Below are 26,837 nucleotides of genomic sequence, written 5' to 3'. Positions count from 1 at the left end.
ACAGAGGCGAGAGCCGTCAGCGTAACGTGACCATTTCGTGATCCAAAATCACGCCACGTCCATGGTCGTCCGGCGTCGCGGGGGACGCGACTGGGCACGACGCTAGGGCATCCGTGAGATCCGCCCCCACGGTGGTCCACAAGCGGGCAGGCGTCAGACGGCCGAGAGCCTCGGGTCCGGGGGAGCCGGCCGTCAGCGCGAAGAGCCGGCGCGGCTCGGGGCGCCGTCGCGGAGCGGCTTCTTCGCCGCCGGACCGGAGCGCCGACTGCCCAGGGAGCTGACTCCGGGGGTGACCGTCGCGCCCGAGGTGTCGAGGTGGGCCAGCGCGGTGGAGATGCCGTGCACGACGCTGCTCGTGATCGGCAGGCTCATGTGTCCGACGCCGTGGAGGGCGACGTTGTGCACGTTGAGGTCGGCATGGTGCAGCGCCGCGTTGTGCTGGGGAACGACGACCTGGTCGAGGTCGGACCAGTAGACGAGGAAGCGCGTCTGGCACTCCTTGACCGGGGCGGCGAGCTCGTCCATGAGGGCGCTCCCTGGGCGGAGCTGGCGGGTCAGGCCGTTGTTCCACGTGTACGCGAGGTAGCTGCCCCGGTGCGGGGTGCCGAGCGTGACGAGGGTGTGCACGTGCTGGTCGCCGCCGAGACGTGTCACGTAGTAGCGCGCGATGAGGCCGCCCATGGAGTGGCCGATGACGTGGATGCGCTCGTAGCCGGTCTCCTCGACGATCCGCTCGACCTCGGCGCCGAGGGCGGCGGCGGCCGCCCGCACGTCGCCGGTGAAGATGGAGTAGTTGATCGTCTCGATGCGCCCGAAGCCGCGTCGCACGAGGCCACGGCGCAGGACCGTGAAGATCGAGCGGTTGTCGACCATGCCGTGCACGAGCAGGATCGGGGTCTCGGCCGCCTCGACGTTCTGGATCGCGAGCCCGCGCTGGCTGGGGGGCAGGTGGCCGAGCCGGTAGCCCTGGCGCCGGTCGCTCGCGCGTGAACCGAGCAGACCGAGGGGATAGAGCCCGAGGTGCAGGCCCATCCAGGACGCCTCGAGTGCGGCCCCGGCGAGCCCGGTCGGCGTGAGGAGCGCGCCGGCGACCTCCCCGACGGCCGCGACGAAGCCCCGGGGGCCCCGCTTCGCGGCACCGGTCGAGGTGCGTGCCTGCCGCGGCGTCGTCGCCGCTCGTGCTGCCATTGCCACCTGTCGAACGTACCCCGACGGGTGGGTCTTCCGTCACTCTCGCGCGCCGCGTCTCCCCAGGCTGGCTAGAGTGCCCGGCATGAGCGAGTCCCTGGGTGCCGACGCCGTTGCCGCGACTGTCGACGAGAGCGCGACCGGCACAGGGCCGGTCTCGACCGACGTCATCCGTGTCGTCGTGGCCAAGCCCGGCCTCGACGGCCACGACCGCGGCGCGAAGGTCGTCGCGCGGGCGCTGCGCGACGCCGGCATGGAGGTCATCTACACCGGCCTGCACCAGACGCCCGAGCAGATCGTCGAGGCGGCCATCCAGGAGGACGCCGACGTCGTCGGGCTCTCGGTCCTCTCCGGGGCGCACCTGACCCTCTTCGCGCGGGTCGTCGAGCTGCTCGCCGAGCGGGACGCGAGCGACATCGTCGTCTTCGGCGGCGGCATCATCCCCGACGACGACATCGCTGCGCTCGAGAAGCTCGGCGTCGCCAAGGTCTTCACGCCCGGCGCGACGACGATGGAGATCGTCGGCTGGGTCCGCGAGCACGTCCACCCCGCCTGAGGCGGCCCGCGCGCCAGCCCGCACCCCACGGCATACGGCATACGCCACACGGCATACGCCCACACGGCAGATGTACGCCTCCGGCCGGATCGGCCGACCGGACCGTGGGTGAGACGGCGGTGTGATCTTTGTCCGGTCAGGCAGACCCGATGCCGTCGCCGCAGGCCGGAGCCACTAGAGTCCGAGCGACAGCCTGATTCGGTTGCGCCACGGCGCAGGGCCCGTCCGAGCGCGAGAGCGTGAGCACGTGGGCCCCGGGACGCCGCAGCGACGCGATCGACGACGATTCGAATCGACGACGAGGACGGACCCCACCCGTGGATCTCTTCGAGTACCAAGCCCGCGACATGTTCGAGAAGCACGGGGTGCCCGTGCTGGCCGGCGCCATCGCCACCACCCCTGAGCAGGCCCGAGCGGCCGCTGAGCAGATCGGACCGAAGTCGGGCGGTGTCACCGTCGTCAAGGCGCAGGTGAAGACCGGCGGCCGCGGCAAGGCCGGTGGCGTCAAGGTCACGAAGAGCCCCGACGAGGCGCAGGCCGCGGCCGAGGCCATCCTCGGGATGGACATCAAGGGCCACACCGTCGGCACCGTGATGGTCGCGCAGGGCGCCCGCATCGCCGAGGAGTACTACTTCTCGGTCCTGCTCGACCGGGCCAACCGCACCTACCTCGCCATGTGCTCCAAGGAGGGCGGCATGGAGATCGAGGAGCTCGCCGTCGAGCGTCCCGAGGCGCTCGCGCGCATCGCGGTCGACCCCAACAGGGGCATCGACGAGGCGAAGGCGAAGGAGATCGTCGACGCCGCCGGCTTCGACGACGCCGACAAGCCCGCGATCGCCGACGTCCTGCAGAAGCTGTGGGCCGTCTACCGCGACGAGGACGCGACGCTCGTCGAGGTCAACCCGCTCGTCAAGACCGAGGACGGCGACATCGTCGCCCTCGACGGCAAGGTGACGCTCGACGAGAACGCCGGCTTCCGCCACGCCGACCACGAGGCCCTCGAGGACTCGGCCCACGCGGACCCGCTCGAGGCGGCCGCCAAGGAGAAGAACCTCAACTACGTCAAGCTCGACGGCTCCGTCGGCATCATCGGCAACGGCGCGGGCCTCGTCATGAGCACGCTCGACGTCGTCGCGTACGCCGGTGAGCAGTTCGGCGGCCAGAAGCCGGCCAACTTCCTCGACATCGGTGGCGGTGCGAGCGCCGAGGTCATGGCCAACGGCCTGCACATCATCCTGTCGGACCCGCAGGTCAGGAGCGTCTTCGTCAACGTCTTCGGCGGCATCACCTCCTGCGACGCCGTCGCCAACGGCATCGTCGGCGCGCTCGACGCGCTCGGTGACGAGGAGGACCGCCCGCTCGTCGTGCGCCTCGACGGCAACAACGTCGAGGAGGGCCGTCGCATCCTGCAGGAGCGCAACCACCCGCTCGTGACGATCGAGCCGACGATGGATGGCGCCGCCCGCCGCGCCGCCGAGCTCGCCGCCCGGCCCGCCAACTGACCACCGAGCCAAGAGAAGCGAGAACGAAACCATGGCTATCTTCCTCAACGCCGACTCGAAGGTCATCGTCCAGGGCATGACCGGGTCCGAGGGCATGAAGCACACCCAGCGCATGCTGAAGTCCGGCACGACCATCGTCGGCGGCGTCAACCCGCGCAAGGCCGGCACCACGGTCGACTTCGAGGGCGGCGTCTCCGTCCCCGTCTACGGCACCGTCAAGGAGGCCATCGAGGCCACCGGCGCCAACGTGTCGGTGATCTTCGTGCCCGCCCAGTTCACCAAGGCCGCCGCGGTCGAGGCGATCGACGCCGCCATCCCGCTCGCGGTCGTCATCACCGAGGGCGTCGCGGTCAAGGACACCGCGGAGTTCTACAACTACGCCAAGGAGCAGGGCACGACGCGCATCGTCGGCCCGAACTGCCCCGGTCTCATCACCCCGGGCGTCAGCAACGCGGGCATCATCCCGGCCGACATCTCGGGCACCGGCCGCATCGGCCTCGTCTCCAAGTCGGGCACGCTGACCTACCAGATGATGTACGAGCTGCGGGACTTCGGCTTCAGCTCGGCCGTGGGCATCGGCGGCGACCCGATCATCGGAACGACGCACATCGACTGCCTCGAGGCGTTCCAGAACGACCCCGACACCGACGCGATCGTCATGATCGGCGAGATCGGCGGCGACGCCGAGGAGCGCGCGGCGGCCTACATCAAGGAGCACGTGACGAAGCCGGTCGTCGGCTACGTCGCCGGCTTCACCGCCCCCGAGGGCAAGACGATGGGCCACGCCGGCGCCATCGTGTCGGGCAGCTCGGGCACGGCGCAGGCCAAGAAGGAGGCCCTCGAGGCCGCCGGCGTCAAGGTCGGCAAGACGCCGTCCGAGACCGCTGACCTCATGCGCGAGATCATGCAGGGCATCGCCAAGTAGTCTGCGCGACAAGCGTTTCGAGCGGGCGGTCACCTTCGGGTGGCCGCCCGCTCGTCGTTCCCACCGAGGGCGTATGCCGTGTGGCGCCGCGGGCACGACGGTGCGGCCACGCGCCCCGAGGTCCACGTGTCCGGGGTCCGCTCGGGGGACACCGGCGTGGGCGCTCGCTCCGAGGCACGGATCTTGTGACCATGGGGAGGAACCACCGGATCCGCATTGCAGGAGTGAGACCACTGGCCCCGCCGAGCACGACCACCACGACCGCTGCGGCGACGACCTCGTCGGTAAGCCCCGCGACGGCCATGCCGGCCTCGCTGCGGGCCGGCGCCCTCGCTGCGATCGGGACGTGGTCGGTCGTCGTGCTGCCCGCCCTCATCGGCTGGGTCGCGGCGCCGGAGACCTCGGTCGGATGGTTCTCGGCCGTGTCGGTCGCGAGCGCGATCTGGTTCCTCGGGCACGGCCAGTCGGTCGGCGCCGGCACCGTGTCGCTCTCCGTGACCCCGCTGCTGCTCCTGCTCGCCTTCGTCTACATCGCCGTCCGGTGGGCCCGACGTCTCGCGGCGACCGAGCGTCTGCGTGTCGGCGCGGGCGCCTGGAGCCGTGTCGCGCAGTGGGGCGTCGTGCCGGGCTTCGTCCTCGGCTACGGACTCGTCTCGGCGGTCCTGGCGCTCTTCACGCTCGGCGGTCCCGCCACGCCCGGCGTCGCGGCCGTCCTGGGCTCGCTCCTCGTCCCGGTCGCGGCGCTCGGTTTCGTCCTGCTCCGCCCCGACGACGACACGGCGCCGGCCTTCGTCCGCTCGTGGTTCCGGAGGGGGCCGACCTGGCTGCCGTCGGTGTGGCGTGCGGGGTGGCGCGGAGCGGGCCAGCTGCTCGCGCTCGGGCTCGTCGTGGTCGTCCTCCGCGTCGCCGTGTCGTGGACGACGGTGGCCGACGTCCAGGACCAGTACGCCGCCAACGTCGGGGCCCTCGCCATCATCTCCCTCGCCCAGCTCGCCCTCCTCGGCAACGCGGCGACGTGGGCCCTGTCGTTCCTCGCCGGTCCCGGCTTCCAGGTCGCACTGGGGTCGACGATCACTCCCGCCGCGGCCCAGCCGGGGATGCTGCCACTCGTGCCGGTGCTCGGCGCCCTGCCGCAGGCGGCCGACTACCCGGCGATCATGTATGCCGTGGTGCTGGCCCCCGTGCTCCTCGGCGCCTGGCTCGGGCGTCGCGTCGACGCCGAGCTCGAGTTCTTCGGCAACGTGCGCGCCCGCTTGACCGCCACCGCGGTCACGGCCCTCCTGGCGGTCGCCGTCGTCCTCGGCGTGACGGCCCTCGGCAACGGGGCCGTGGGGGTCGACCGGCTCTCGGCCGTCGGCGCGCCCCTCGGGCCGTTGGCCGCCGCCCTCACGATCGAGGTCGTCGGTGGCGCGCTCCTCTACGCGGCCGCGCTCGTGCTGCGTGAACGCCGGCGCGAACGCCAGCAGGAGGAGGCTGCCGAGCCTGCAGCCAAGGACGAGAAGGCCGCCGGATCGGGCGACGAGGACTGACCGGGGTGCGGGGCCCGTGGGCTCCCCGTTCGCTCTCCGCGTCCGACCTCAGCGCATGACGAGACCGAGCAGCCCGGCGTCCCGCAGCGGTGCGCAGCTGCCCGCGGCGATGCTCGTCTGGGCACCGGCGAGGCACTCCTCGTAGGCGCTCACCGAGTCGTAGAACGCGACCTGCACCGCCAGCGTCGACAGCAGCATCCCGGCGATGACGAGCGTGACGACCGGCCAGATCTTCTCCCTGCCCGTGCGCGGCGACAGGAAGCGGAGCAGGCGCACCGTGAGCACCACGGCGAGGACGAGCGGCACGAAGGCCACGAAGCGCTTGGGCAGCGGGAGGTACATCGCGGTGAGGCCGAGGAGCACGAGCAGCGCGACGGGGAGGGTGCGCTTGGCCTTCTCGCGGGCGAAGACGATCTGGTCCTGCAGGTCGGGGTCGGTCACGCGCCCATCCTCGCCCATGGCGCCGACCGACCCCGCATCACCCCGACCGATACACTCCGCGGCGTGACGAGCGATGCCCCTGCCAGCGCGCCCACCAGTGCTCCCGCCCCCGTCGACGTCGTGGTCCTCGTCTCCGGCTCGGGCACCCTGCTCCAGGCCCTCATCGACGCCTCGGCCGACCCGGCCTACGGGGTGCGGATCGCGGCAGTCGGCGCCGACCGCCCGTGCGTCGGCCTCGAGCGCGCCGAGCGGGCCGGCATACCGACGTTCACCGTGGCACCGAAAGAGCATTCCGACCGGCGTGCGTGGGATGCCGCACTGGCCGAGCAGGTGGCTGCCGCCTCGCCGCGCTTCGTCGTGACGGCCGGCTTCATGCGGATCCTCGGCCCGGCGACGCTCGGGGTGGCCCCGGTCGTCAACACCCACCCGGCCCTGCTGCCGAGCTTCCCCGGCGCCCACGGGGTGCGCGACGCCCTCGCCTACGGCGTCAAGGTGACCGGCACGACGTGCCACCTCGTCGACGCCGGCGTCGACACCGGGCCGATCATCGAGCAACGCGTCGTCGCCGTCGAGGACGACGACACCGAGGAGAGCCTGCACGAGCGCATCAAGGTCCACGAGCGCGAGCTGCTCGTCGACGTCGTGAGCCGCCTGGCCCGCGAAGGCTTCGCCGTCGAGGGCCGCCGAGTCCGCATCGGCTGATCCGCCCCCCTCGCTGATCGAAAGAGCGATCCGTCCCCGACGCGCGCCGCCCCACTCGCTGATCGAAAGAGCGATCCGTCCCCGACGCGCGCCGCCCCCCTCGCTGATCGAAAGAGCGATCCGTCCCCGACCCGCGCCGCCCCCCTCGCTGATCGAAAGAGCGATCCGTCCCCGACCCGCGCCGCCCCCCTCGCTGATCGAAAGAGCGATCCGTCCGCACGACGGACGAACTGCTCTCTCGATCGACGGTAGGCTGGGCAAACACGACTGGCGCGGGTGGGACACCACCGGGGAGTGACGTCGGGAGCATCGACCGCCTGGGTGCCTCGCGAGAACGGAAGCCACCGGGTCCGACCCGGGGCATGCCGCGACCGACGTCACCGAACCAGGAGTGCACCTATGACCGCCCCCCCGTCCGCTGCGACCGACGGCCGCCGCCCCATCAAGCGGGCCCTCGTCTCCGTCTACGACAAGTCCGGCCTCGACGAGCTGGCCCGCGCGCTCGACGCTGCCGGCGTCGCCATCGTCTCCACGGGCTCCACGGCCAAGACGATCGCCGCCGCGGGCGTGCCCGTGACTCAGGTCGAGGAGCTGACCGGCTTTCCCGAGTGCCTCGACGGCAGGGTCAAGACGCTGCACCCCAAGGTCCACGCCGGCATCCTCGCCGACACCCGCAACCCGGACCACGTGCAGCAGCTCGCCGACCTCGGTGTCGAGCCGTTCGACCTCGTCGTCGTCAACCTCTACCCCTTCCGCGAGACCGTTGCGTCGGGTGCGAGCGAGGACGAGTGCGTCGAGCAGATCGACATCGGCGGGCCGTCGATGGTGCGCGCCGCAGCGAAGAACCACGCGAGCGTCGCCATCGTGACGAGCCCCACGGCATACGCCCACGTCACGGAGGCCGTGACGGCCGGGGGCTTCACGCTGACCGAGCGCCGCCGCCTCGCTGCCGAGGCGTTCGTGCACACGGCGAGCTACGACAACGCTGTCGCTAGCTGGATGGGCACCGTCGTCGCCGACACGACGGACGGCACCGGCTTCCCGGCGTGGACCGGCGCGACCTTCGACCGTGCGGCGGTGCTGCGCTACGGCGAGAACCCGCACCAGGGCGCTGCGCTCTACCGCCACTGGCGTCCGGGCGTCGCGAGCGCCGAGCAGCTGCACGGCAAGGAGATGTCCTACAACAACTACGTCGACACCGACGCCGCGGTGCGCGCCGCGCATGACCACGGCGACCAGCCGACCGTCGCGATCATCAAGCACGCCAACCCGTGCGGCATCGCCATCGGCGGCACGATCGAGGAGGCCTACGAGCGGGCCCACGCGACCGACCCGGTGAGCGCCTACGGCGGCATCATCGCCGCGAACCGGACCGTCACGGCAGCGATGGCGGCGGCGGCCAAGCCGGTCTTCACCGAGGTCATCATCGCGCCCGACTACGAGCCTGAGGCCCTCGAGATCCTCACGGCCAAGAAGAACCTCCGCATCCTGCGCCTGCCCGCCGGCATGGCCGAGGCGGCCGACCCGATCGAGACGCGTGCCGTCAGCGGTGGCCTGCTCGTGCAGACGGTCGACAAGGTGGACGCCGTCGTGCGCGGCGAGGGCGGCGACGTCACGGGTGGCGACGACGCCGCGAACTGGCGCCTCGTCGCCGGCGAGTCGGCGGACGACGCGACCCTGGCCGACCTGCAGTTCGCCTGGCGCGCGATCCGCGCCGTGAAGTCCAACGCGATCCTGCTGGCCAAGGACGGCGCCGCGGTCGGCGTCGGCATGGGACAGGTGAACCGCGTCGACTCCTGCTACCTCGCGGTGCGGCGTGCGGGGGAGGAGCGGGCCCTCGACTCGGTCGCCGCGTCCGACGCGTTCTTCCCCTTCGCCGACGGACTGCAGATCCTGCTCGACGCCGGCGTGCGCGCTGTCGTCGCGCCCGGCGGCTCGATCCGCGACGACGAGGTCGTCGAGGCGGCCAAGGCAGCCGGCGTGACGATGTACTTCACCGGCACCCGCCACTTCGCCCACTGACGACAATCGAAAGAGCAATCCGTCCGCTCTCAGTAGGACCCTGAGGTCCCGCTGAGCCGGACGGATTGCTCTTTCGATCTTGTGAGGCCGGACGGATCGCTCTTTCGATTGGGCGTATGCCGTTCAGCGGGTCCAGCGGTAGCCGGTGGGCTCGCCCTCGCCGAGGTCGACGATCGCGGCGACCGGGCCACCGCCGTCGGGGCCCTGGTGCGCGGCCGACACCGACACGAAGACGGCGGGGTCGCCCGTGACCGATGCCGTGACGCCACCGACGGCCGACTTGATCTGGCGGTGCCAGTGCACGTCCGAGTCGTCGAGCATCGCGTTGCGCCGGCCGTGCACGGTGCCGTCCTGGCTCACCTCGCACTTGAGGAACACGTTGACGAGCCTGCCCTGGATGTCGCTGGTGTGCGGGCGCTCCGGCAGGTCGAGCCCGGCGTCCTTGATCGCAGCCCACACGCCGTCGGCGTCGAGCGCGTCCTGCATGACCGAGTGGCCGATGCGGTAGCGGCCGCCGATGCCCTTGGTGTTGCCGACGACGACCACCTGCGCCTGGTCGAGCTCGACGCCCGAGCTGCACGAGGCGACCGACGAGAAGAGTGACCGGTTGTGCATGATGTCGGCGTCGGTCGGCATCTCGATCTCGCCCAGGGCGACGGCGATGCCGAGGCCGGTCGTGCCGTTGGAGAGGTCCATCGACTCGTGGGTGTGCTCGGTCCAGACCTCGTGGCCTCGGGACTTCGCGTCGCGGATCGTGTGGATCGTCAGCAGCGGCGTCTTGGTCTGGACGTAGTGGACGTCGGCCGGGTCGGTGATGCCGGCGCGCTCCATGGCGACCTTCACGGCGTCGGCGACCTTCTGGACCATCGCGACGTAGCCGATCTCCTCGGGCTTGATCGGCTCGCTCATCGCGAACCCGACCGTCAGCCGGGGCTCGTCGGACTGCTCGGCCTTGTCGGCCGGGACGGTCGCGAAGATCGTCGCGTGCGGGCTGATGATGCCGTCGGTGCCGCCGGACCACACGATCGGGACCTGCTTGACCTGGTCGGCCGGAGCGCCCTTCTCGACGAGGACCTCGCGGAAGGCGCGGTCGGCGATGATGCGCGTGTAGTCGTTGACCCCACCGTTGCCCTCGGTCTTGCCGATGATGGCGATGACGCGGCTGGCCTCCATGACGCCGTCGTCGATGAGCTTCGCGAGCTCCGACGCGTCCGCGACCGAGTGGATGGGGACCTTGCGCACCTCAATGGCTTCGGGCACGTGAATCACCTTTCTCTTTCAGGGTTTTCGATGACGGTCCCGACGTGGCCGTCGATGGCCGGGGCAAGCTGGTCGAGTGCTGTGATGATCGAGCGCGAACCGCCGGAGCGGACGAAGCGCAGGGCGGCCTCGACCTTCGGGCCCATCGAGCCCGACGCGAAGTGGCCGGCGGCGGCATACGCCTCCATCTCGGGGAGCGTGACCCGGCCGATGTCGTGGGCCTCCGGCGTGCCCCAGCCGGCGACGGCGTGGGCGACGTCGGTCGCGATGACGAGCGCGTCGGCGTGGACGGCCCGGGCGAGCAGGGCGGCCGTGAGGTCCTTGTCGATGACGGCCTCGACGCCGTGCATGGCGCCGTCACTGCCGCGGACGACGGGGATGCCCCCGCCGCCGGCCGTGACGACGACGTAACCGGCGGCGAGGAGCGTGTGGAGTGTGTGCGTCTCGAGGACCTCGACCGGCTCGGGGGATGCGACGACGCGACGCCATCCCTTCTCGCCGCGGTCCTCCCAGCGCTCGCCGTGGTCGATGAGCGTCTGGGCCTGCTCGCGGGGCAGGAAGCGCCCGATCGGTTTCGTCGGGTGGGTGAAGCCGGGGTCGGCGGCGTCGACGAGGGTGCGCGTGATGATCGCGGCGACCGGTCGCTCGACCTGACGGGCGGCGAGGGCGGCCTCGAGGGTGTCGAGCAGCGTGAAGCCGATCGTCCCCTGCGTCTGGGCGCCGCACCAGTCGAGCGGGACCGGCGGCACGACGTGCGCGGCGAGCTCGTTCTTGACGAGGAGGTTGCCGACCTGGGGCCCGTTGCCGTGCGTGATGACGACCTCGTGGCCGGCGGCGACGAGCTCGGCGAGGTGGTGGCTCGCGACGGCGATGGCGTCGAGCTGGGCCTGGGGCGTCGCGCTGCCGTCGGGCCCGGTCATGGCGTTGCCGCCCAGCGCCACGAGCACCCTCACGGCGCGTCCTCGGTCGTCATGGCGTGAGCCTAGGGAGCGCGGCCGAGCGGGCGCGTTGTCACCTCCTGCCCAAGGCAGCCACCGACATTGGCAGATGTATGCCGTCGGGCCGGGGTCCGTGGGCTGCTGCACCGCCGTCCGGGGGCGGGGCCGTCGATCTCGCCTGGACCGTTTCGGTCCGCGGGGCGCGGGGAGATAATGTCTTCAGGCGCCGTCCGGCGCGCTTCGGTCGAGCCGAGAGGTGGGCACACGTGGGAGTCGGAGTCCTGCTCGCCGTCGTCGGGGCCATCCTGGCCTTTGCGGTCCGCGCCAACACGCCCGCCATCAGCCTGCCCACCGTCGGGGTCATCCTCATGGTGGCCGGCGGCCTGCTCATCTGGCACGGGGCGAAGGGCACGCAGCACAAGCGCGTCATCACGCGCGAGGAGCGCCCCAACGGCTCGGACTCGCCGACCAACACGGTGCGTCAGACCATCGAGGAGTTCGACGTCGACTGAGGCGCCCACCGCCTCGGCTGGACGTCAGGGGTGAGCCAGCACCTGCGCCCACGTCCCCGGTTCGCGCCCGAGCAGGCGGCGCAGCGTCGACGGGTCGCCGACGAGGCCGCCCCGGTCGTAGGACGCGAACATCGCCAGGAGGTCGTCGCGGGCCTGGCCCGACAGGGCCGCGCCGGGTCCGGCCACCCACTCGGCGACGTCCACGCGGATGGCCTGCACGGGGCGGCCGAGCACGTCCGTGGCGACGCGCGCCAGGTCGCGGACCGAGAGCACCTCGGGGCCGGCCAGGTCGTAGGTCAGGCCCTCGTGCCCGACGCGGGTCAGCACTGTCGCGGCGACCTCCGCCACGTCGGCGAGGTCGACGTTCGTGAAGGGCGCGTCGAGCGAGTACGGCACGGTGAGCTGCCCGCTGGCCGCTGCGTCGACGAGGTTCTGGTGGTATGCCGCGGGGCGCAGCACCGTGACCCCGGGCAGGTGGGCGCGGATGACCTTCTCGGCCTCCGCCTTGCGGAGATGATGCGGCATCGAAGCCTCGTCCGGGTGCAGCACCGAGTGGAAGACGAAGCGGGACAAGCCTGCTCGCTCGGCCGCGGCGGCGACGCGCTCGGCGAACCCGACCTCGTCAGGGTGCACGTTGGGCGCGAGGTGGTAGACGGCGTCGACACCGGCGAGGGCCTCGTCGAGCCCGACCCCGGACTCGAGGTCAACGACCGAGATCGACCGGGCCCCAGCGGCATACGCTCTCTTCCCGGCCTCGGTGGAGCGCACCGCAGCGCGCACGTCGACCTCCTGCGCGGCAAGCGCGCGCGTGACGGCGCGACCGGTCTTGCCGGTCGCGCCGATCACGAGGACTGTCGTCACGGTCAGACCCAGTCGACATCTGCCGCAGTCCGTCCCGCGGCCAGCGTTGCGTAGCCGGGCCCACGGTCGAAGAAGGGCTGCTCGGCGGCCCGATCCGCACGCAGCTGCTCGCGCAACGCGTCCGACGCGTCGGTGTCGATGACGGGGCCGTCGAGGTCGCCGGTGGCGACGACGCCGTAGTCGCGGCGTGCTCCGTCGAAGGAGACCTTGCCCCAGCGCAGGTCGCGCTCGACCTCGTCGTATGGCCGGTCGAGCGGGTCGCCCCAGCCGCCGCCTCCGGTGGTGCGGATGCGGATGACCTGCCCGGCCTTGGCGACCTCGGCGTCGGCGAGGGCGTCGACGGTGCGCTCCTCGGGTCCGCCCACGTCGACCGTCACCTCGAAGGGACGACCGGCCTTGCCGCCCTTGACGCCCCAGCAGGCGAGGATGGAACGGTCGGCGATGGACATGAAATGGGCGTCCTTGAGCATCCGGATGTGCTTCTCGTAGCCGAGGCCGCCGCGGTAGCGGCCTGCGCCACCGGAGTCGACGGCGAGACCGAGCCGCTCGACGATGAACGGGAACCGGCTCTCGGTGAACTCCGTCGGCAGGTTGCGGCTGTCGGGCACGACGTGGATCGTGTCCTCGCCGTCGGCGTAGTAGCGCCCGCCCGAGCCGCCGCCGAGCACCTCTCGCATGAGGTAGTCGTTGCCGTCGCGGTCCTTGCCGTAGACGCCGGTGTAGCGGATCGTCTCCTGGTCGGCGGGCATCTTGCCGTCGACGGCCTTGGCGACGACGCCGGCGAGGACGCCGAGCAGGCGCAGGATGACGAAGGTGCGGGCGTTCGTCGGCGCCGGGTAGATCGGGGTGAGCAGCGTGCCCTTCTCGGGGAACCTCATCTCGATGAGCGGCACGATGCCCTCGTTGACGTCGAGCTCGGCCATCCGCTCGGGGGTGTCGGCGAGGTTGCGGAGGATCGGCGCGAGCCACTTCTTGAGGAAGTTGCCGCCGACGTAGTCGCCGCAGTGGTTGATCGGGCCCTTGGCCTGCTTGGCGGTGCCGGTGAAGTCGATGATCAGCTTGGGGCCGCCGTCGCCGGGGCCGGGGCCGCCGGTCGACTGCTTCGTCAGCGTGATCCGCTGCGTGTGGAGCATCGGCTCGTCGACGCCGTCGTGCTCGGCGTAGTCCTCCCAGACGTACGTGCCGTCGGGGATCTTGCTGAGGATCTCGCGGCGGTAGGTCTCCGTCGTCTTGTCGAGGATCGCGTCGAAGGCCGCCTCGATGGTGTCGCGGCCGTAGCGCTCGAAGAGCTCGGACAGGCGACGCGCGCCCATGAGGCAGGCGGAGCACTCGGCGTCGAGGTCGGCGGCGAGGCTGTCGGGCATGCGGCTGTTGCGCGTCATGATGCGCAGCGCCGCCTGGTTGGGAACTCCCTTGTCCCACAGCTTGATCGGGGGGACCGAGAGCCCCTCTTCGAAGACCGTCTGCGCGTTGCTCGGCATCGAGCCGGGCACGGCCCCGCCGATGTCGTCGTGATGCCCGAAGGCCTGGACGAAGGCGACGACCTCACCGCCGGAGAAGACCGGCACCGTGACGCAGAGGTCGGGCAGGTGGCCGATGCCGCCCTCGGACTCGTAGACGTCGTTGTGGAAGAAGACGTCGCCCTCGCTCATCTCGGCGAGCGGGAAGTCGCGGGCGATGGGGTGCACGAGGGCGCTGTAGGACCGGCCGGTCAGCTTGCGCAGCTGCCGGTCGTGGATGCCGGCGCGGAAGTCGTGCGCGTCACGGATCATGGGCGAGCGCGACGTGCGGGCGATGGCCGTCTCGACCTCCATCTCGACGCTCGCGAGGGTGCCCTCGACGATCTCGACGAGGATCGGGTCGACCGTCGTGCCCTCGGGCGTCAGCCGGTTGCCGTGCTCGTAGGCCGTGGGCAGTCCCGCGGGATTGCGTATGCCGTCCGGCGCGCTCGCGTGGGCCGCGCCGGCTCCCAGCCCCGCTCCGGCGCCGGCGGCGTCGACGGGGGCGAGTCGGGTGCTGGCGGTCTGGCAGGAGAAGCACATGTCAGGCCTCCGGGGTGGTCTGGGCGGCGGTGGTCTTGGTGATGACGAGGTTGCCGAGGGTGTCGACGCGGACGACGAAGCCGGGGTGGACCGGGACCGTCGAGCCGAACTCCTCGATGATCGCCGGGCCCTCGACGGTGTCGCCGGCGAGGAGGTCGGCGCGCCACCAGACGTCGGTGTCGACGTAGCCGGCGTCGGCGTCGAAGCAGACCGGCCGGACGCTCCGGTGGGCTCGCTCGCGCACGTCGGCGGCGCCCTCGGCGCCGGCGAGGTCCCGCAGCTCGGGGCGCGTGATCGGCCCGACGCCGGTGACCCGGAGGTTGACCCACTCGACCTGCTGCGTCGGGTCGTTCCGGAAGTCGTAGCCGTAGAGGGCACGGTGCTCGTCGTGGAAGCGTGAGGCGACGCCCGCGGCATACGCCTCGTCGACGTCACCCTCGGGGGCGGCGACGCGGACCTCGTAGGCCTGCCCGAAGTAGCGCAGGTCGGCCGTCCGCGTGTAGCGGTGGCTGTCGCGCGGGAAGCCTTCGGCGTCAAGGGCGCTCGCTGCCTTGGCGGTGAGGTCGTCGAACGTCTTCTGCACTGCGGCGTGGTCGAGCGAGTGGTGCCGGGCGACGGCCGTCTGGACGTAGTCGTTCTTGACGTCGACGGTGAGCAGGCCGAAGGCGGAGACGTTGCCTGGGTTCTGCGGGACGACGACCCCGGCGAGGCCGAGGATGTCGACGAGACGGCAGGCGAGCAGGGAGCCCGAGCCGCCGAAGGTGGCGAGCATGAAGTCGCGCACGTCGAGACCGCGCTTGACCGAGACCTGGCGCAGGGCGTTGGCCTGGTTCCACGCCGAGATCTCGAGGATGCCGGTCGCGCAGCGCTCGAAGTCGAGGTCGAGCCTGCCGGCGAGCTCGGTGATGCCGGCCCGCGCCGCGTCGACGTCGAGGGGGATCTCGCCGCCGAGCAGGTGCGGGGGGATGCGGCCCAGGGTCACGTGGGCGTCGGTGATGGTCGGCTCGGTGCCGCCCTTGGCGTAGCAGAGCGGTCCCGGGTCGGCGCCGGCGGACTGCGGGCCGACCTTGAGCGAGCCCTCGGGGGAGATCCACGCGATCGAGCCGCCGCCGGCGCCGACGGTGACGACGTCGATCATCGGGATCTTGCTCGGGTAGGCACCGACCGTGCCCTCCGTCGTCAGGGTCGGCTCGCCCGCGAGGACGACCGAGACGTCGGTCGAGGTGCCGCCGCCGTCGCAGGTCAGGACCTTGTCGAAGCCGGCGCGGCTGGCGATGAGACCGGCGCCGAGCGCCCCGGCGGCCGGGCCGGAGAGGACCGTCGTGATCGGCTGGTGCACGACCTCGTCGGCCGAGAGCACGCCGCCGTTGGACTTCATGACGTAGAAGGGGAACCCACGGGGGGCTTCGCCCCCCGTGTCCCCCCCGGAAGACGCGTGTGGCTGGGCCAGGAAGTCGGCCAGCCGGTCGTGGATGTTGCGGACGTAGCGGGAGACGTTGGGCTTCACCGCGGCGTCGACGAGGGTCGTCATGGAGCGCTCGTACTCGCGGTACTCGCGCAGCACCTCCGAGCTGATCGAGACGATGGCGTCGGGGTGCTCGCGGCGGAGCACCTCGCGCATCGCGAGCTCGTGGCTGTCGTCGGCGTAGGAGTGCAGGAAGCAGACCCCGATCGTCGTGATGCCGCGCTCCTTGAACCACCGGGCCACGGCGACGGCGCGCTCCTCGTCGAACGGGCGGATCTCGTTGCCCTCGAAGTCGAACCGGCCACCGACGGTCTTGACGTGGTCGGCCGGGACGATCCGTGCGGGCTTGACCCAGAAGTAGGAGTTGCCGTAGCCGTCGGGGACGGCCTGGCGGGCGATCTCGAGGATGAACTCGTAGCCCTCGGTCGTGATGAAGCCGAGGGCCTCGACCTTGCCCTCGAGCAGCTTGTTCGTCGCGACGGTCGTGCCGTGCGAGACGGCGCTGATGTCGTCGCCGCTCGCGCCCATGAGGTCGAGCACCTTGCGGACCCCGGCGAGGAAGCCGTCGGCGGGGTTGCTCGGCGTCGAGGGGGTCTTCGTCGTGACGAGCTCGCCCGACTCCTCGTCGAGCGCGACGACGTCGGTGAACGTGCCACCCGTGTCGATGCCGATGCGGATCCGGCGGGTGGTGGTCGCGTCGGGCATGCGCTCTCCTGGGTCGGGAAGTAGGGCTGTTTCGCTGCACAGATTCAACTGGGGGACGACGGCCGGTCGCGTTGGCGTAATCTGCCAAAGAGCGCGCGGATCTCGGTCAACCCTTCGACTCCGGTCGGCCCGTGCCCCACAATGTCGCCATGGTCGCCGACCCAGTGCCTGCCGACCCGGACATTCGGGTCCTCGTCGTCGACGACCACCGCGTCGTCCGGGCCGGGTTGACGGCCTTCCTGGCCACCGAGGACGGGATCGAGGTCGTCGGGGAGGCCGCGGACGGGCAGGCGGCCCTCGACGAGCTCGCCGTGCTCGAGCGAGCGGGCACGCTGCCGGATGTCGTGCTGATGGACCTCGAGATGCCGCGGATGGGGGGTGTCGAGGCGTGTCGTCACGCCCGCGAGCGCTGGCCCTCGGTCGAGATCGTCGTGGTCACCTCGTTCGCCGACGGCGACTCGGTGCGGGCAGCCCTCGAGGCCGGTGCCAACGGCTACGTGCTCAAGGACACCGATGCCGACGGCGTGGCCCGCGCTATCCGGCAGGCCGCAGCGGGCCACATGCATCTCGATCCCGCCGCGGCGCGCACGCTGTCGGACTCGTTGCGGGCGCCGCGCAGCGCTGCCGACGCGCTCACTCCCAGGGAGCGGGAGGTCCTGGTGCTGGTCGCGTCCGGGGCGAGCAACCGCGAGGTGGGGCGCCGGCTGGGCGTCACCGAGCGGACGGCGCGAACCCACGTGTCCAACATCCTGGCCAAGCTCGACCTGCGCTCGCGGACCCAGGCGGCCCTCTGGGCGGTCCGCGAGGGGCTGGCCCCGGCGCCGGATGCGTGACGGCATGCAGGACGGCATGCAGGACGGCATGCAGGACGGCATGCAGGACGATGCGGTGGCGCCGGGCATCGACCCCCTGGCGCTCAGCCGGAGCCTGCGGTCGACCTCGATGCCGACGGTGCCTGTCCTCGAGCCGGCGCGCGCGAGCCGCACGAGCCTCGACGAGCAGCTGCTCGACCTCGTCTTCGACCGCGCACCGATGGGAGTGGCCGTCTTCGACACGAACCTGCTGCTCCAGCGGTGCAACCGGACCTGGACCCACTTCTACGAGCACTATCTGGGCGTCGGGCCGGAGTACACCACGCCGGGGGCGTCGCTCCACGACCTCATCCCCGGCAACGAGGAGAGCATCCAGCCCCTCGTCGACGCGGTCCTCTCCGGACAGGTGATTCGCCAGGCCGCCCACCGGGTCGCGATCCCCGGGCTGGAGACGTTCTGGGACGTCGTCTTCGCACCGCTGTTCGAGGGCGACCGGATCGTCGGGATCGTCGACATCGTGACGGACGCCACCGACCGGGTGCGGGCGACGAGGCGGCTGCAGGCCAGGATCGCGACCTTCACCCGCGTGGCCGCCGGCATGAGCGTCGACCAGCCGCTCTCCACGACGCTGGCCAGCATCGTGGACGCGGTCCGCGAGACGACGGACGCGTATGCCTCCTCGATCGTGTCGTGGGGCTCGTCCGGCACGGGTTCGGCTGTCGGTCATGCTGATCCGCTGCTCGGCCCAGGACTCGCCGAAGCACTTGCTGCCACGTACTCGCACCCGGACATGCCCGTTCGCGAGGTGGGGGAGCGGCGACTGATCCTGCAGGAGGGCATGCGGGAACGGGTCCTGGCCAACCCGCGGTTCGCGGCGCTGCACCCCTACGCGCACGACGCGGTCTGGGACGACGTGGCCATCGTGCCGCTGATCTCCTCGGGCTCCTCGTACGGCGAGCTGCACGTCTACCTCGAGCCCGGTCAGCGACTCGACGACGACGACGAGGCCTACCTGACCGCCCTCGCCGACCAGGCCGCCGTCGCGGCCCAGAACGCCGAGCTGTTCAGCACGGCCGCGCAGGCCGCGTCGCTCGAGGCTCGCCACCGGCTGGCCCGCGACCTGCACGACTCGGTCAGCCAGGCCCTCTTCTCGATGACCCTGCACGCCTCCGCCGTGGCCCGTCACCTCGAGGCGGCGGGTCTGCACGCAGATCATCCGGCGCAGACCCAGGTCGGCCAGCTGCAGGCGTTGACCCTAGGGGCGTTGGCCGAGATGCGGGCCCTGATCTTCGAGCTGCGCCCGGGTGCGCTGGCGGAGGAGGGTCTCGTCTCGGCCCTGACGCGGCAGGCGGCCGCCCTGTCGGCCCGTGAGCAGATCCCGATCACCGTCACTGCTGCCACGGTCCCGACGGGCCTCGACCCGGACGTCGAGGAGCACCTCTACCGGGCCGCCCTCGAGGCGCTGAACAATGCCGTCAAGCACGCCGACGCGTCACGCCTCGACGTCGAGGTGCAGGTCGTCCGGGCCACCCCGGACGAGCCCGAGGTCGTCCGCATCAGCGTCGTCGACGACGGCCGGGGCTTCGACGCCCGTGCCTCGTGGCCGGGGCACCTGGGCCTGCGGACCATGGCCGAGCGCGCCGAGGCCGTCGGGGCGCGCCTCGAGATCGCGTCCGAACCCGGGGCCGGCACCACCGTGACGCTGACCTTCCCCCAGCCCACGCCGTAGCCGACGCCGTAGCCCACGTCGCCGCAGCCGCGCGCGCCCCTGGCGCCGAGTCTCGTCTACGTCATTGCGCCGAGGCGGCCTCGGCCGGAGATCACGGGCCGACCGAGCGAATCGGCCGATGTGGCCGGGGGTGGCTGTGCAGCAACGTATTCCGTGTCAGCAACAGCCTCCACGGAAGGTCGTCAACACCATGTCAAACGCTCAGTGGGCTCTGAACGTCCTCTTGCTCGTCTGGGTCCTCTCCCGCAACCTCGGGGTGCGTGAGGTCACCCGGTCGATGTTCGTCATGCCCCTGCTCATCGTCGTCGCGGCGGCCGGCGGCCTCCTCCGGGACGTCCCGACGGTGGGCAACGACTGGCTCCTCGAAGCCGTCGGGGCCGGCGCCGGTCTCGCGCTCGGCGTCCTCGCGGCGTTCCTGTGCCGCGTTGAGACCCGGCGCGGCCGGGTCACCGTCTCGGCGGGCGTGGGCTTCGCGGCCCTGTGGGTCGCGGTCATCGGCGGACGGATGCTCTTCGCCGCCTGGGCGCAGGGCCCGGGCGCGGCCACGATCGGAGGGTTCTCGCGCGACCACCTCATCACCGGCGCGGCCGCCTGGACCGCTGCGTTCGTCCTCATGGCGCTCGCGATGGTCGCGGGACGCCTCGCGACGCTGGCGATCCAGCTCGCCCGAGTCGCCGGCCCGGCCGCCCTCGCACAGGTGCGGTCGTGAGCGCCGCCACGCTCTCGGCCGGCCGGGTGCAGGATCGGCCGCCCCACCAGCCCGAGCACCAGCCCGAGCACCAGCCCGAGCACCAGCCCGAGCACCAGCCTGAGCACCAGCAGGACCCATCCGGCGCCCGTCCCATCCGCATCTTCGTCGTCGCACACGACGTCCGGGTGCGGTCGAGCCTCGCGTCCCTGATCACCGCCGACGACCGGCTCGCACTGGCCGGCACGGCCCGGACGGGGGAGGAGGCCCGGCGCACGTTGACGATCGCCCCGGCCTCGGTCGACCTCGTCCTCGTCGACATCGCCCTCCCGACCCGGGCCGCCGGCCACGCCCTCATCCACGACCTCGCCGAGCACCCTGCCGGCCCGTTCACCGTCGTCTCGCTCGGCTTCGACACCGCAGACGACCGGTCCGCCAGGGCCTCCGGGGCCGTGGCCCACCTGACGAAGTCGACCCCTCCCGAGGAGATCACCAACGTGCTCGCGCGCGCCCCCAGGACCAGCCACACGACCACCGCACCCGCCCTCCCGGGCGCTGGCCCCAGCAACGTCCGGTCCGGCCTGACCCCGCCACTCGGCCGGGGAGGTCTTGTCCTCGCCGTCCTCGCCGTGTTCGTGCCGCCGTGGCTCTTCTGGCTCTCGGCGCTCGGGCAGTCCGCGGGTTGGTGGGGCTGGCGGCTGCCGCAGGGCGCGGCGCTCTGGTCGATGACGCTGCCGCTCGTCGTCGTCATCGCAGTGCGCGGTGGCCGTCCGGCCCTCGTCGACCTGTGGGGTCGCCTGACGCGGTGGCGGGTGTCGCCTTGGGCGTATGCCGCGGCCCTCGGCGTCCCGGTCCTGCTGGGTGGCGCCTCTGCTGGCGTGGCCGTGGCCCTCGGCGCACCGAGCCCCGTCGGGCAGCTGATGTCACTCCCCGGCGCGCTGACCTACCTCGCCTACGGAACCGGGCTCTTCCTGCTCACCGAGGAGCTCGCGTGGCGTGGGGTGCTGCTGCCCCGTCTCCAGGAGCGGATGGCGCCGTTGGCCGCGGCGGTCGTCGTCGGGCTGGTGTGGGGTCTGTGGCACCTGCCGCTCCTCCTGGTCCCGGGCCAGCATGACCACGGGCTGCCCCTTCTCGGGTTCCTGCTCCTCATCGTGCCGACGAGCGTGCTCGTCACGGCCCTCGTCACCACGGCGCGGGGGAGCGTCGTCGTCGCCGCGGTGTTCCACGCTGCCTTCGACGCGGCCTACAGCTGGTTCGGCGTCGTCGGGACCGACCACCGCCCGTTCTGGGCCGCGGTCGTGCTCAGCTGGCTCGCCGCTGCGGCGGTCGCCGCAGTCACGCGCCGACGTCTCGTGCTCGGCTCGACCCGTTGAGCGGGCGCCGCACCACCTCGGCTGCGCCACGATGTCGAGGGCGCGTCGTCGGCTCCGTCCCCCGGGTGAGCGTGCCACGCTGGCACGACGTGACGAAGGAGAGCGACATGGCGCAGTACCTCATCGGCGTGGACTTCCAGTCCGGCGACGACACGGCCCCGATGTCCGACTGGACCCCGGAGGAGGTCCAGGCACACCTCGACTACTACGGCGTGCTCATCGGTGAGCTCGAGGCCAACGGCGAGCTCGTCTCGTCGACGATCCTGACCGGCCCCGACCTCGCCAAGATCGTCCGGTCCGACGGGGTGGCGCCGGTCGTCACCGACGGGCCGTTCCAGGAGTTCAAGGAGTGGATGGCCGGCTTCCAGGTCGTCGAGGTCGACTCCGAGGAGCGCGCCCTCGAGATCGCGTCGCGGATGTCGGCCGTCCCGGGCCGCGGGGGTCGCCCGACGCGCCAGCCGATCCACGTCCGGCAGGTGATGGAGCAGGCGCCCTCGAACACCGACGAGATGGACGCCTTCCTGCGCACGACGGGTGCCTCGCACTGAGCCCTGCACCCGCGCTCGACGACCTGCTGCGCACGCTCGCGCCGCAGGTCGTCGGCATCGTCAGTCGCCGCTTCGGCGACTTCGACTCCGCCGAGGACGCCGTCCAGGAGGCGCTGCTCGCCGCCGCGCGGCACTGGCCCGTCGACGGGGTGCCCGACGAGCCCCGCGCCTGGCTCGTCACCGCCGCCTCCCGGCGTCTCGTCGACCTGTGGCGCAGGGACGCGGCCCGGCGGGAGCGGGAGGCGCGCGTCATCGCGTGGGAGGTGCCGGCATACGACCCCGTCGACCACGACGACAGCCTCACGGTGCTCCTCCTGTGCTGCCACCCCTCGCTCACCCCCACGTCGGCGATCGCGCTGACGCTGCGCGCCGTGGGCGGACTGACGACGGCCGAGATCGCGCACGCCTTCTTCGTGCCCGAGCCGACCATGGCGCAGCGGATCAGCCGCGCCAAGGGGACGATCCGTGCGTCCGGAGAAGGCTTTCGTATGCCGTCCGCCGCCGACCGTGACGCCCGCCTCCGCTCCGCGCTGCACGTCCTCTACCTCTTCTTCAACGAGGGCTATGCGAGCACGCACGGTGATGCGGTGCAGCGGATCGAGCTGTCCCGCGAGGCGATTCGCCTGACGAGGCTGCTCGTGGCCAGCCTGCCCCAGCATCCGGAGGTTCTCGGTCTCCTCGCCCTGATGCTCCTGCTCGAGGCGCGTGCCCCGGCCCGCAGCGACGGCTCGGGAGCGCTGGTGCCGCTCCCCGAGCAGGACCGCTCGCGGTGGGATCGCTCCCTCGTGACGGAGGGGCTCGATCTGCTCCGTCAGGCCCTGGCGCTCGACGCGGTGGGGGAGTACCAGCTGCAGGCCGCCATCGCGGCGGTGCACGACCGGGCAGCCTCCGCAGCCGACACGGACTGGGCCGAGATCCTCACCCTCTACGGGATCCTCGAGGAGATCACCGGCAACCCGGTCGTGACGCTGGGCCGCGCGGTGGCCGTGGCGATGGCCTGCGGTCCGCGGGCCGCTCTCGAGGTCGTCGACGCGGTCGAGGACCGGCTCGGCACGACGCACCGATGGCTCGCCGTGCGCGGCCAGCTCCTCGAGATGGCGGGTGAGACCGTCGCCGCGGCGGCCACGCTCGACCGGGCCGCGGCGACCGCGACGAACGAGGCCGAGCGGCGCCACCTCGCGGCCCTTGCTGCACGCCTCCGGTCTCCGCGAGTCACCCGCGGAGGATGAGGCGCGGCCACCCCGGGGAGTCCCACGATCGAGATGTCCCCGTCGTTCGTCGTCAGGAGGAGCCATCGTGCTCATCGGCCTCCCGAAGGAGCCGGACTCCGGCCGGGTCCCGCCCCTGGCCGTGGCGGGGGAGCGCGGGCCGGAATGGACGGCGGTCGACGTTGCCGACGTCGCGCTGGGCCTCGCCGTCGTCGCGCTGGCGGGGTCGCGCCGGGTCGCCGCGAGAGCAGGCTTCGTTGTCCGACCGCTGTCGGCGCTCGCGTCGGGGTCGGTCGCCGCCGGTCGGCGGCTGCGTTGGCACCCGCGGGTCGTGGACGTCGTCGAACGGGGCGAGCGGCAGCGGCGGCTCGCCGCGCAACAGGCATACGTCGTGGGCCAGCGTCTGGCTCCCCGGCTCGTCGACGGGCTGCTGGGGCTCGTCGACCTCACCGAGATGGTGCCTGAGCACGTCGACCTCGATGCGATCGTCGCTGGGGTCGACGTCGACGCCGTGGTGGCGCGGGTGGACCTGGAGCGGATCATCGACCGGATCGATGTGGACGCGGTCGTGGCGCGGGCCGACCTGCAGGCGGTGCTGGGCCGGGTCGACGTGGACGACGTGGTGGCGCGGGTGGACCTGGAGCGGATCATCGACCGGATCGATGTGGACGCGGTCGTGGCGCGGGCCGACCTGCAGGCGGTGCTGGGCCGGGTCGACGTGGACGACGTGGTCGCACGGGTGGACCTGGAGCGGATCATCGACCGGATCGACGTCGACGCGGTCGTGGCGCGGGCCGACCTCGACGCGGTGGTCGCCAAGCTCGACCTCATCGCGCTCGCCGAGTACGTCGTCGAAGGGATCGACCTGCCCGGGATCATCCGCAGCTCGACCGGTTCGATGGCGTCCGAGGGCCTTCGGGAGGTCCGTCGGCAGGGGATCGGGGCCGACGAGCGGGTGGCGCACGTCGTGGACCGGCTCCTGCACCGACCCGAGCGGGCTCCCGGGTCGACGTACGAGGAGGGGGCGCCCGGGCCGGCCGTCCGCCACACGGCCCGGCCCGGGTCCGGTCCGGGTGATCCCGGGCTCGCGCACTGAGGACGACCGTGCAACCGCCGGTGGGGCCACCGCGGGGCCCGATCGCGCGCATCGCGATCCCCCTGGGGGCGCGGTCGGTGCAGGGACACCGGGCCGGCATCGTCACCCGAGCGCTGGCTGCGGGCGTCGACGCCTTCGTCGGCGTGGTCGCGGKCGCCCTGGCGTATGCCGGGGCGACCGCCGCGTACTTCGTGCTGGGCCCGCGCACGTTCCGCTTCCCGGACCCCGGGTTCGGACTGCTGCTCGTGGCCTTCCTCGGGTTCCTGGTCTGCTACCTGGCGCTGGCGTGGGCGACCACCGGCCGCAGCTACGGGGCGCGCCTGCTCGGGCTGCGGGTCGTCAACTCGCGCGGCGGGCGTCTGCGGCCCTGGGTCGCGTTGGCCCGCGCCCTGCTGTGCGTCTTCATCCCCGTCGTGCTCCTCTGGGTGGTCGTCAGTCCCGAGAACCGGTCCGGTGCCGACATCCTGCTGCGCTCGTCCGTCGTGTACGACTGGGTGTCCGCCTCGGAGCGGGACGCCGCCCCCGAGGCTGACGACGGCGATGAGGGGAACGGCGGTCCGGCGACCCCTGGTCCGGCGACACCCGGTCCGGCGACACCCGGTCCGGCGACACCCGGTCCGGCGACACCCGGTCCGTGACGCCGTCAGGCGCCGAAGTACTCCCGCAGCGCGGCGTCCTGCTCCGGCGTGAGGTTGGTGTGGAGCAGGGTCGGGTGGTGGGCCAGGAACGCGTCCCGGACCCGCTCCACGTCGCCGTCTGACGTCGTGACGAACAGGGCGGACGTCCCCGGGGTGACCTCGTCGCGGACCTCCTGGATGAACGCGTCGCCGATGCCCGCGTCGCGCAGCGACCCGCCCAGGGCACCGGCAGCCGACGCCCACGGCGAGCCCCAGGAGCGGCGCGAAGGCGAGCAGTGGCCCCCGGTGTCGCGGTCCTCCCGGAGCGCGTCGATGACGAGCTTGACCGTGACGTGCTCGTCGCCGGCGGTGCGCAGGCGCTGGCCCGCCTGCGCCTGCAGGTCCCGGCCTCGGCCGAGGAGCTGGCTGGTCCGGGCCGGCACGGAGCGCGGACGGTCGGCATCCGGTGGCATGGCTCCCATGCTCCGCCTGCCTCCGGGGCTCGACGTCATGCCCGCGGGGTGAGCTGGGAGCCGTCCGTCGTCGCCAGCCTCCGGGCCTGCTCCCCGGCCTGCTCCCGGGCCAGCTCCCGGGTCGGCGCGCCAACGCGTCCGGGTCACCCTCAGAGCATGATGACCCGCCGCCGCGACGGCGCGATGGTGGGCGAGTGGACCGGCCAGTCGGTCGGACCGGCAGACACCGACTCGGTCGACCCAGCGACCGGGGCACGGGGAGGCGAAGTCATGACCATGGACGATCACAGAGCAGTGGACGGCGGCGGAACCGTTTCGTCACCGACGCAACCGGTGCCCGTACGGGACGTGGCCGCGCTCGAGGCCGAGATCGAGCGGCTCCGCCGTCGCAACGCCGAGCTGGAGTCGCCGACGGCGGTGCGGGCGCGACACGCCGCGCGAACCACCCTCGTGGTCATCCTCACCATCATCGGTGCGCTGTGCCTGACGCTCGCGGTGCCCGCCATCTGGGCGCGCAACCAGGTCCTCGACACCGACCGCTACGTCACGACCATGGAGCCGCTCGCGTCGAACCCGGACGTCCAGGTCTCCGTCGAGGCGGCGGTGAACCGGGAGATCGCCGCCCGCCTCGACATCAACGCCTTCGTCGATCAGGCGCTCGCGGCGCTCCCGCCGCAGGCCGCGCGGCTCAAGGCCCCGATCGAGAGCGGGGTCTCCGGGCTCATCAGCACCGCGGTCCACAAGGCCGTGACGAGCGACGCCTTCGTGACGCTCTGGACGGCCGCCAACCGAGCCGGGCACGCCGCGCTCGTCAGCCTCCTGACCGGAGAGAACCAGGGCACCGCCGTCACGGTGTCGAGCACCGGGGCCGTCGTGCTCAACCTCGGCCCGATCATCGCGCAGGTCAAGACCCGGCTGGTGGCCGCTGGTCTCGGGATCGCGCAGAACATCCCGACGGTCGGCGCGACGATCGAGATCGCCCAGATCCAGGGCGTCGACCGCGCGCAGCAGGTCGTGCGGTGGCTCAACACCGCAGCGAACTGGCTGCCGTGGGTCGGGCTGGTCCTTCTGGCGGGCGCGGTCGCGCTCGCCCGGGGGCGCCGACGCCGCGCCCTGCTCTGGGCGGCGCTCTCGACGGCGATCGGGCTGCTGCTGTTGCGCCTCGCGCTCGTCATCCTGCGCGAGGTCTACCTCGGCCAGATGCCGACCGACGTCATCACGCCGCAGGCCTCGGCCTACCTCTTCGACACCGTGACGCGGTTCCTCATCGACGGCATACGGCTGATGTTCATCATCGCTCTGCTCGTCGCCGGGATCGCCGCGCTGCTCGGCCATCGGGCCGCGCTGGCCCGCGCCGGCCGTTGGGTGAGCCGGATCTCCGGCAACGCGTGGCACTCGCTGAACCAGGGGCCCGTCGGGATCGCGGTCCGCGAGCACGCCCGCGTCGCGGCCGGCGTGGTCGTCGGGGTCGGCATGTTGGTCCTCGTGCTCTGGAACAACCCCACCGGCATCGTCGTGCTGCTCATCGCGATCGTCGTGGCTCTGCTGCTCGCCGCCGTCTGGGGGATGGCGCACCGGAAGGTCGAAGCCGGCCTCCCGGCGGGCTGAGGACACCGGACCGCGCGCACCGCCAGCCGTCGGACGA

The 26,837-nt window shown here is 72.2% G+C and carries 24 protein-coding genes and 1 riboswitch; of the genes, 16 read left to right on the top strand and 8 right to left on the bottom strand.

Annotated elements, in window-relative coordinates; all coding sequences use genetic code 11:
- Nucleotides 1-192: 192 nt before the first annotated feature.
- Nucleotides 193-1,188, bottom strand: a complete 996-nt coding sequence (locus AC1DIW_RS11505; RefSeq protein WP_478108839.1) for an esterase/lipase family protein — start codon at nucleotides 1,186-1,188, stop codon at nucleotides 193-195.
- A gap of 85 nt (nucleotides 1,189-1,273) precedes the next feature.
- Between AC1DIW_RS11505 and AC1DIW_RS11500 the strand changes: the two genes are divergently transcribed.
- From AC1DIW_RS11500 to AC1DIW_RS11485, 4 genes are all read left to right on the top strand, one after another.
- Nucleotides 1,274-1,744: a cobalamin B12-binding domain-containing protein gene (locus tag AC1DIW_RS11500; protein WP_442277839.1), complete on the top strand. Its 471-nt coding sequence runs from the start codon at nucleotides 1,274-1,276 to the stop codon at nucleotides 1,742-1,744.
- A 317-nt stretch (nucleotides 1,745-2,061) separates the two neighbouring features.
- Nucleotides 2,062-3,246, top strand: coding sequence for an ADP-forming succinate--CoA ligase subunit beta (gene sucC / locus AC1DIW_RS11495; protein ID WP_478108278.1), 1,185 nt, complete (start codon nucleotides 2,062-2,064; stop codon nucleotides 3,244-3,246).
- A 31-nt stretch (nucleotides 3,247-3,277) separates the two neighbouring features.
- Nucleotides 3,278-4,171, top strand: a complete 894-nt coding sequence (sucD, locus tag AC1DIW_RS11490; protein WP_442277841.1) for a succinate--CoA ligase subunit alpha — start codon at nucleotides 3,278-3,280, stop codon at nucleotides 4,169-4,171.
- A 224-nt stretch (nucleotides 4,172-4,395) separates the two neighbouring features.
- Nucleotides 4,396-5,700, top strand: coding sequence for a cell division protein PerM (locus AC1DIW_RS11485; protein WP_478108276.1), 1,305 nt, complete (start codon nucleotides 4,396-4,398; stop codon nucleotides 5,698-5,700).
- A gap of 48 nt (nucleotides 5,701-5,748) precedes the next feature.
- Here the strand turns inward: AC1DIW_RS11485 and AC1DIW_RS11480 are convergent, their stop codons facing one another.
- Nucleotides 5,749-6,141, bottom strand: coding sequence for a hypothetical protein (locus AC1DIW_RS11480; RefSeq protein ID WP_478108274.1), 393 nt, complete (start codon nucleotides 6,139-6,141; stop codon nucleotides 5,749-5,751).
- 63 nt (nucleotides 6,142-6,204) lie between these two features.
- Between AC1DIW_RS11480 and purN the strand changes: the two genes are divergently transcribed.
- Both purN and purH read left to right on the top strand, forming a co-directional pair.
- Nucleotides 6,205-6,843: a phosphoribosylglycinamide formyltransferase gene (gene purN, locus AC1DIW_RS11475; protein WP_442277844.1), complete on the top strand. Its 639-nt coding sequence runs from the start codon at nucleotides 6,205-6,207 to the stop codon at nucleotides 6,841-6,843.
- 253 nt (nucleotides 6,844-7,096) lie between these two features.
- Nucleotides 7,097-7,173: riboswitch (ZMP/ZTP riboswitch) on the top strand.
- A 69-nt stretch (nucleotides 7,174-7,242) separates the two neighbouring features.
- On the top strand, nucleotides 7,243-8,865 hold the full coding sequence (purH, locus tag AC1DIW_RS11470; protein ID WP_478108272.1) for a bifunctional phosphoribosylaminoimidazolecarboxamide formyltransferase/IMP cyclohydrolase: 1,623 nt from the start codon (nucleotides 7,243-7,245) through the stop codon (nucleotides 8,863-8,865).
- 123 nt (nucleotides 8,866-8,988) lie between these two features.
- Here purH and bar read toward each other — a convergent pair whose 3' ends face one another.
- Both bar and AC1DIW_RS11460 read right to left on the bottom strand, forming a co-directional pair.
- The gene (gene bar / locus AC1DIW_RS11465; RefSeq protein ID WP_442277846.1) at nucleotides 8,989-10,125 is read right to left on the bottom strand and encodes a barbiturase; all 1,137 of its coding nucleotides are present in this window, start codon (nucleotides 10,123-10,125) and stop codon (nucleotides 8,989-8,991) included.
- A 5-nt stretch (nucleotides 10,126-10,130) separates the two neighbouring features.
- Nucleotides 10,131-11,078 carry a carbamate kinase gene (locus tag AC1DIW_RS11460; RefSeq protein ID WP_478108270.1) on the bottom strand — a complete coding sequence of 316 codons (948 nt, stop codon included), beginning with the start codon at nucleotides 11,076-11,078 and terminating at the stop codon, nucleotides 10,131-10,133.
- 251 nt (nucleotides 11,079-11,329) lie between these two features.
- Here AC1DIW_RS11460 and AC1DIW_RS11455 point away from each other — a divergent pair, with 251 nt between their 5' ends.
- Entirely contained in the window at nucleotides 11,330-11,575 is a 246-nt protein-coding gene (locus AC1DIW_RS11455; protein WP_442277848.1) for a DUF6458 family protein, read from the top strand.
- 24 nt (nucleotides 11,576-11,599) lie between these two features.
- Here the strand turns inward: AC1DIW_RS11455 and AC1DIW_RS11450 are convergent, their stop codons facing one another.
- From AC1DIW_RS11450 to AC1DIW_RS11440, 3 genes are read right to left on the bottom strand one after another with little or no spacing between them, the layout of a single operon-like run.
- Nucleotides 11,600-12,436 (bottom strand): SDR family oxidoreductase, encoded by an 837-nt coding sequence (locus AC1DIW_RS11450; RefSeq protein WP_478108267.1) that lies wholly within the window; start codon nucleotides 12,434-12,436, stop codon nucleotides 11,600-11,602.
- A 2-nt stretch (nucleotides 12,437-12,438) separates the two neighbouring features.
- On the bottom strand, nucleotides 12,439-14,478 hold the full coding sequence (locus tag AC1DIW_RS11445; RefSeq protein ID WP_478108265.1) for a hydantoinase B/oxoprolinase family protein: 2,040 nt from the start codon (nucleotides 14,476-14,478) through the stop codon (nucleotides 12,439-12,441).
- Nucleotide 14,479: 1 nt separating this feature from the next.
- Complete coding sequence (locus tag AC1DIW_RS11440) at nucleotides 14,480-16,648, bottom strand: hydantoinase/oxoprolinase family protein (protein WP_478108263.1); 2,169 nt, start codon at nucleotides 16,646-16,648, stop codon at nucleotides 14,480-14,482.
- A gap of 149 nt (nucleotides 16,649-16,797) precedes the next feature.
- Here AC1DIW_RS11440 and AC1DIW_RS11435 point away from each other — a divergent pair, with 149 nt between their 5' ends.
- The 8 genes from AC1DIW_RS11435 to AC1DIW_RS11400 all read left to right on the top strand — a co-directional run bounded on the left by AC1DIW_RS11435 (nucleotide 16,798) and on the right by AC1DIW_RS11400 (nucleotide 24,740).
- Nucleotides 16,798-17,481 (top strand): response regulator, encoded by a 684-nt coding sequence (locus AC1DIW_RS11435; protein ID WP_478108261.1) that lies wholly within the window; start codon nucleotides 16,798-16,800, stop codon nucleotides 17,479-17,481.
- A gap of 4 nt (nucleotides 17,482-17,485) precedes the next feature.
- The gene (locus tag AC1DIW_RS11430) at nucleotides 17,486-19,189 is read left to right on the top strand and encodes a sensor histidine kinase (protein WP_478108259.1); all 1,704 of its coding nucleotides are present in this window, start codon (nucleotides 17,486-17,488) and stop codon (nucleotides 19,187-19,189) included.
- Nucleotides 19,190-19,379: 190 nt separating this feature from the next.
- Nucleotides 19,380-19,898: a hypothetical protein gene (locus tag AC1DIW_RS11425; protein WP_478108258.1), complete on the top strand. Its 519-nt coding sequence runs from the start codon at nucleotides 19,380-19,382 to the stop codon at nucleotides 19,896-19,898.
- Nucleotides 19,895-21,250, top strand: coding sequence for a CPBP family glutamic-type intramembrane protease (locus tag AC1DIW_RS11420; protein WP_478108256.1), 1,356 nt, complete (start codon nucleotides 19,895-19,897; stop codon nucleotides 21,248-21,250). Before AC1DIW_RS11425 ends, AC1DIW_RS11420 begins: the two co-directional genes overlap by 4 nt.
- Nucleotides 21,251-21,339: 89 nt before the next feature.
- Nucleotides 21,340-21,798: a YciI family protein gene (locus AC1DIW_RS11415; RefSeq protein ID WP_478108254.1), complete on the top strand. Its 459-nt coding sequence runs from the start codon at nucleotides 21,340-21,342 to the stop codon at nucleotides 21,796-21,798.
- Nucleotides 21,795-23,027, top strand: coding sequence for an RNA polymerase sigma factor (locus AC1DIW_RS11410; protein ID WP_478108837.1), 1,233 nt, complete (start codon nucleotides 21,795-21,797; stop codon nucleotides 23,025-23,027). Before AC1DIW_RS11415 ends, AC1DIW_RS11410 begins: the two co-directional genes overlap by 4 nt.
- A gap of 67 nt (nucleotides 23,028-23,094) precedes the next feature.
- On the top strand, nucleotides 23,095-24,102 hold the full coding sequence (locus tag AC1DIW_RS11405; protein WP_478108253.1) for a hypothetical protein: 1,008 nt from the start codon (nucleotides 23,095-23,097) through the stop codon (nucleotides 24,100-24,102).
- An 8-nt stretch (nucleotides 24,103-24,110) separates the two neighbouring features.
- A complete protein-coding gene (locus tag AC1DIW_RS11400; RefSeq protein WP_478108252.1) occupies nucleotides 24,111-24,740 on the top strand; it encodes an RDD family protein in 630 nt (209 codons plus the stop codon).
- 5 nt (nucleotides 24,741-24,745) lie between these two features.
- Here the strand turns inward: AC1DIW_RS11400 and AC1DIW_RS11395 are convergent, their stop codons facing one another.
- Entirely contained in the window at nucleotides 24,746-25,192 is a 447-nt protein-coding gene (locus AC1DIW_RS11395) for a DUF1269 domain-containing protein (protein ID WP_478108250.1), read from the bottom strand.
- Between the two features lie 348 nt (nucleotides 25,193-25,540).
- Between AC1DIW_RS11395 and AC1DIW_RS11390 the strand changes: the two genes are divergently transcribed.
- Complete coding sequence (locus AC1DIW_RS11390) at nucleotides 25,541-26,800, top strand: LPXTG cell wall anchor domain-containing protein (protein WP_478108248.1); 1,260 nt, start codon at nucleotides 25,541-25,543, stop codon at nucleotides 26,798-26,800.
- Nucleotides 26,801-26,837 lie beyond the last annotated feature (37 nt).

Source organism: Terrabacter sp. 01T434, assembly GCF_056398545.1.
This window is presented reverse-complemented; position numbering and strand designations above follow the sequence as displayed.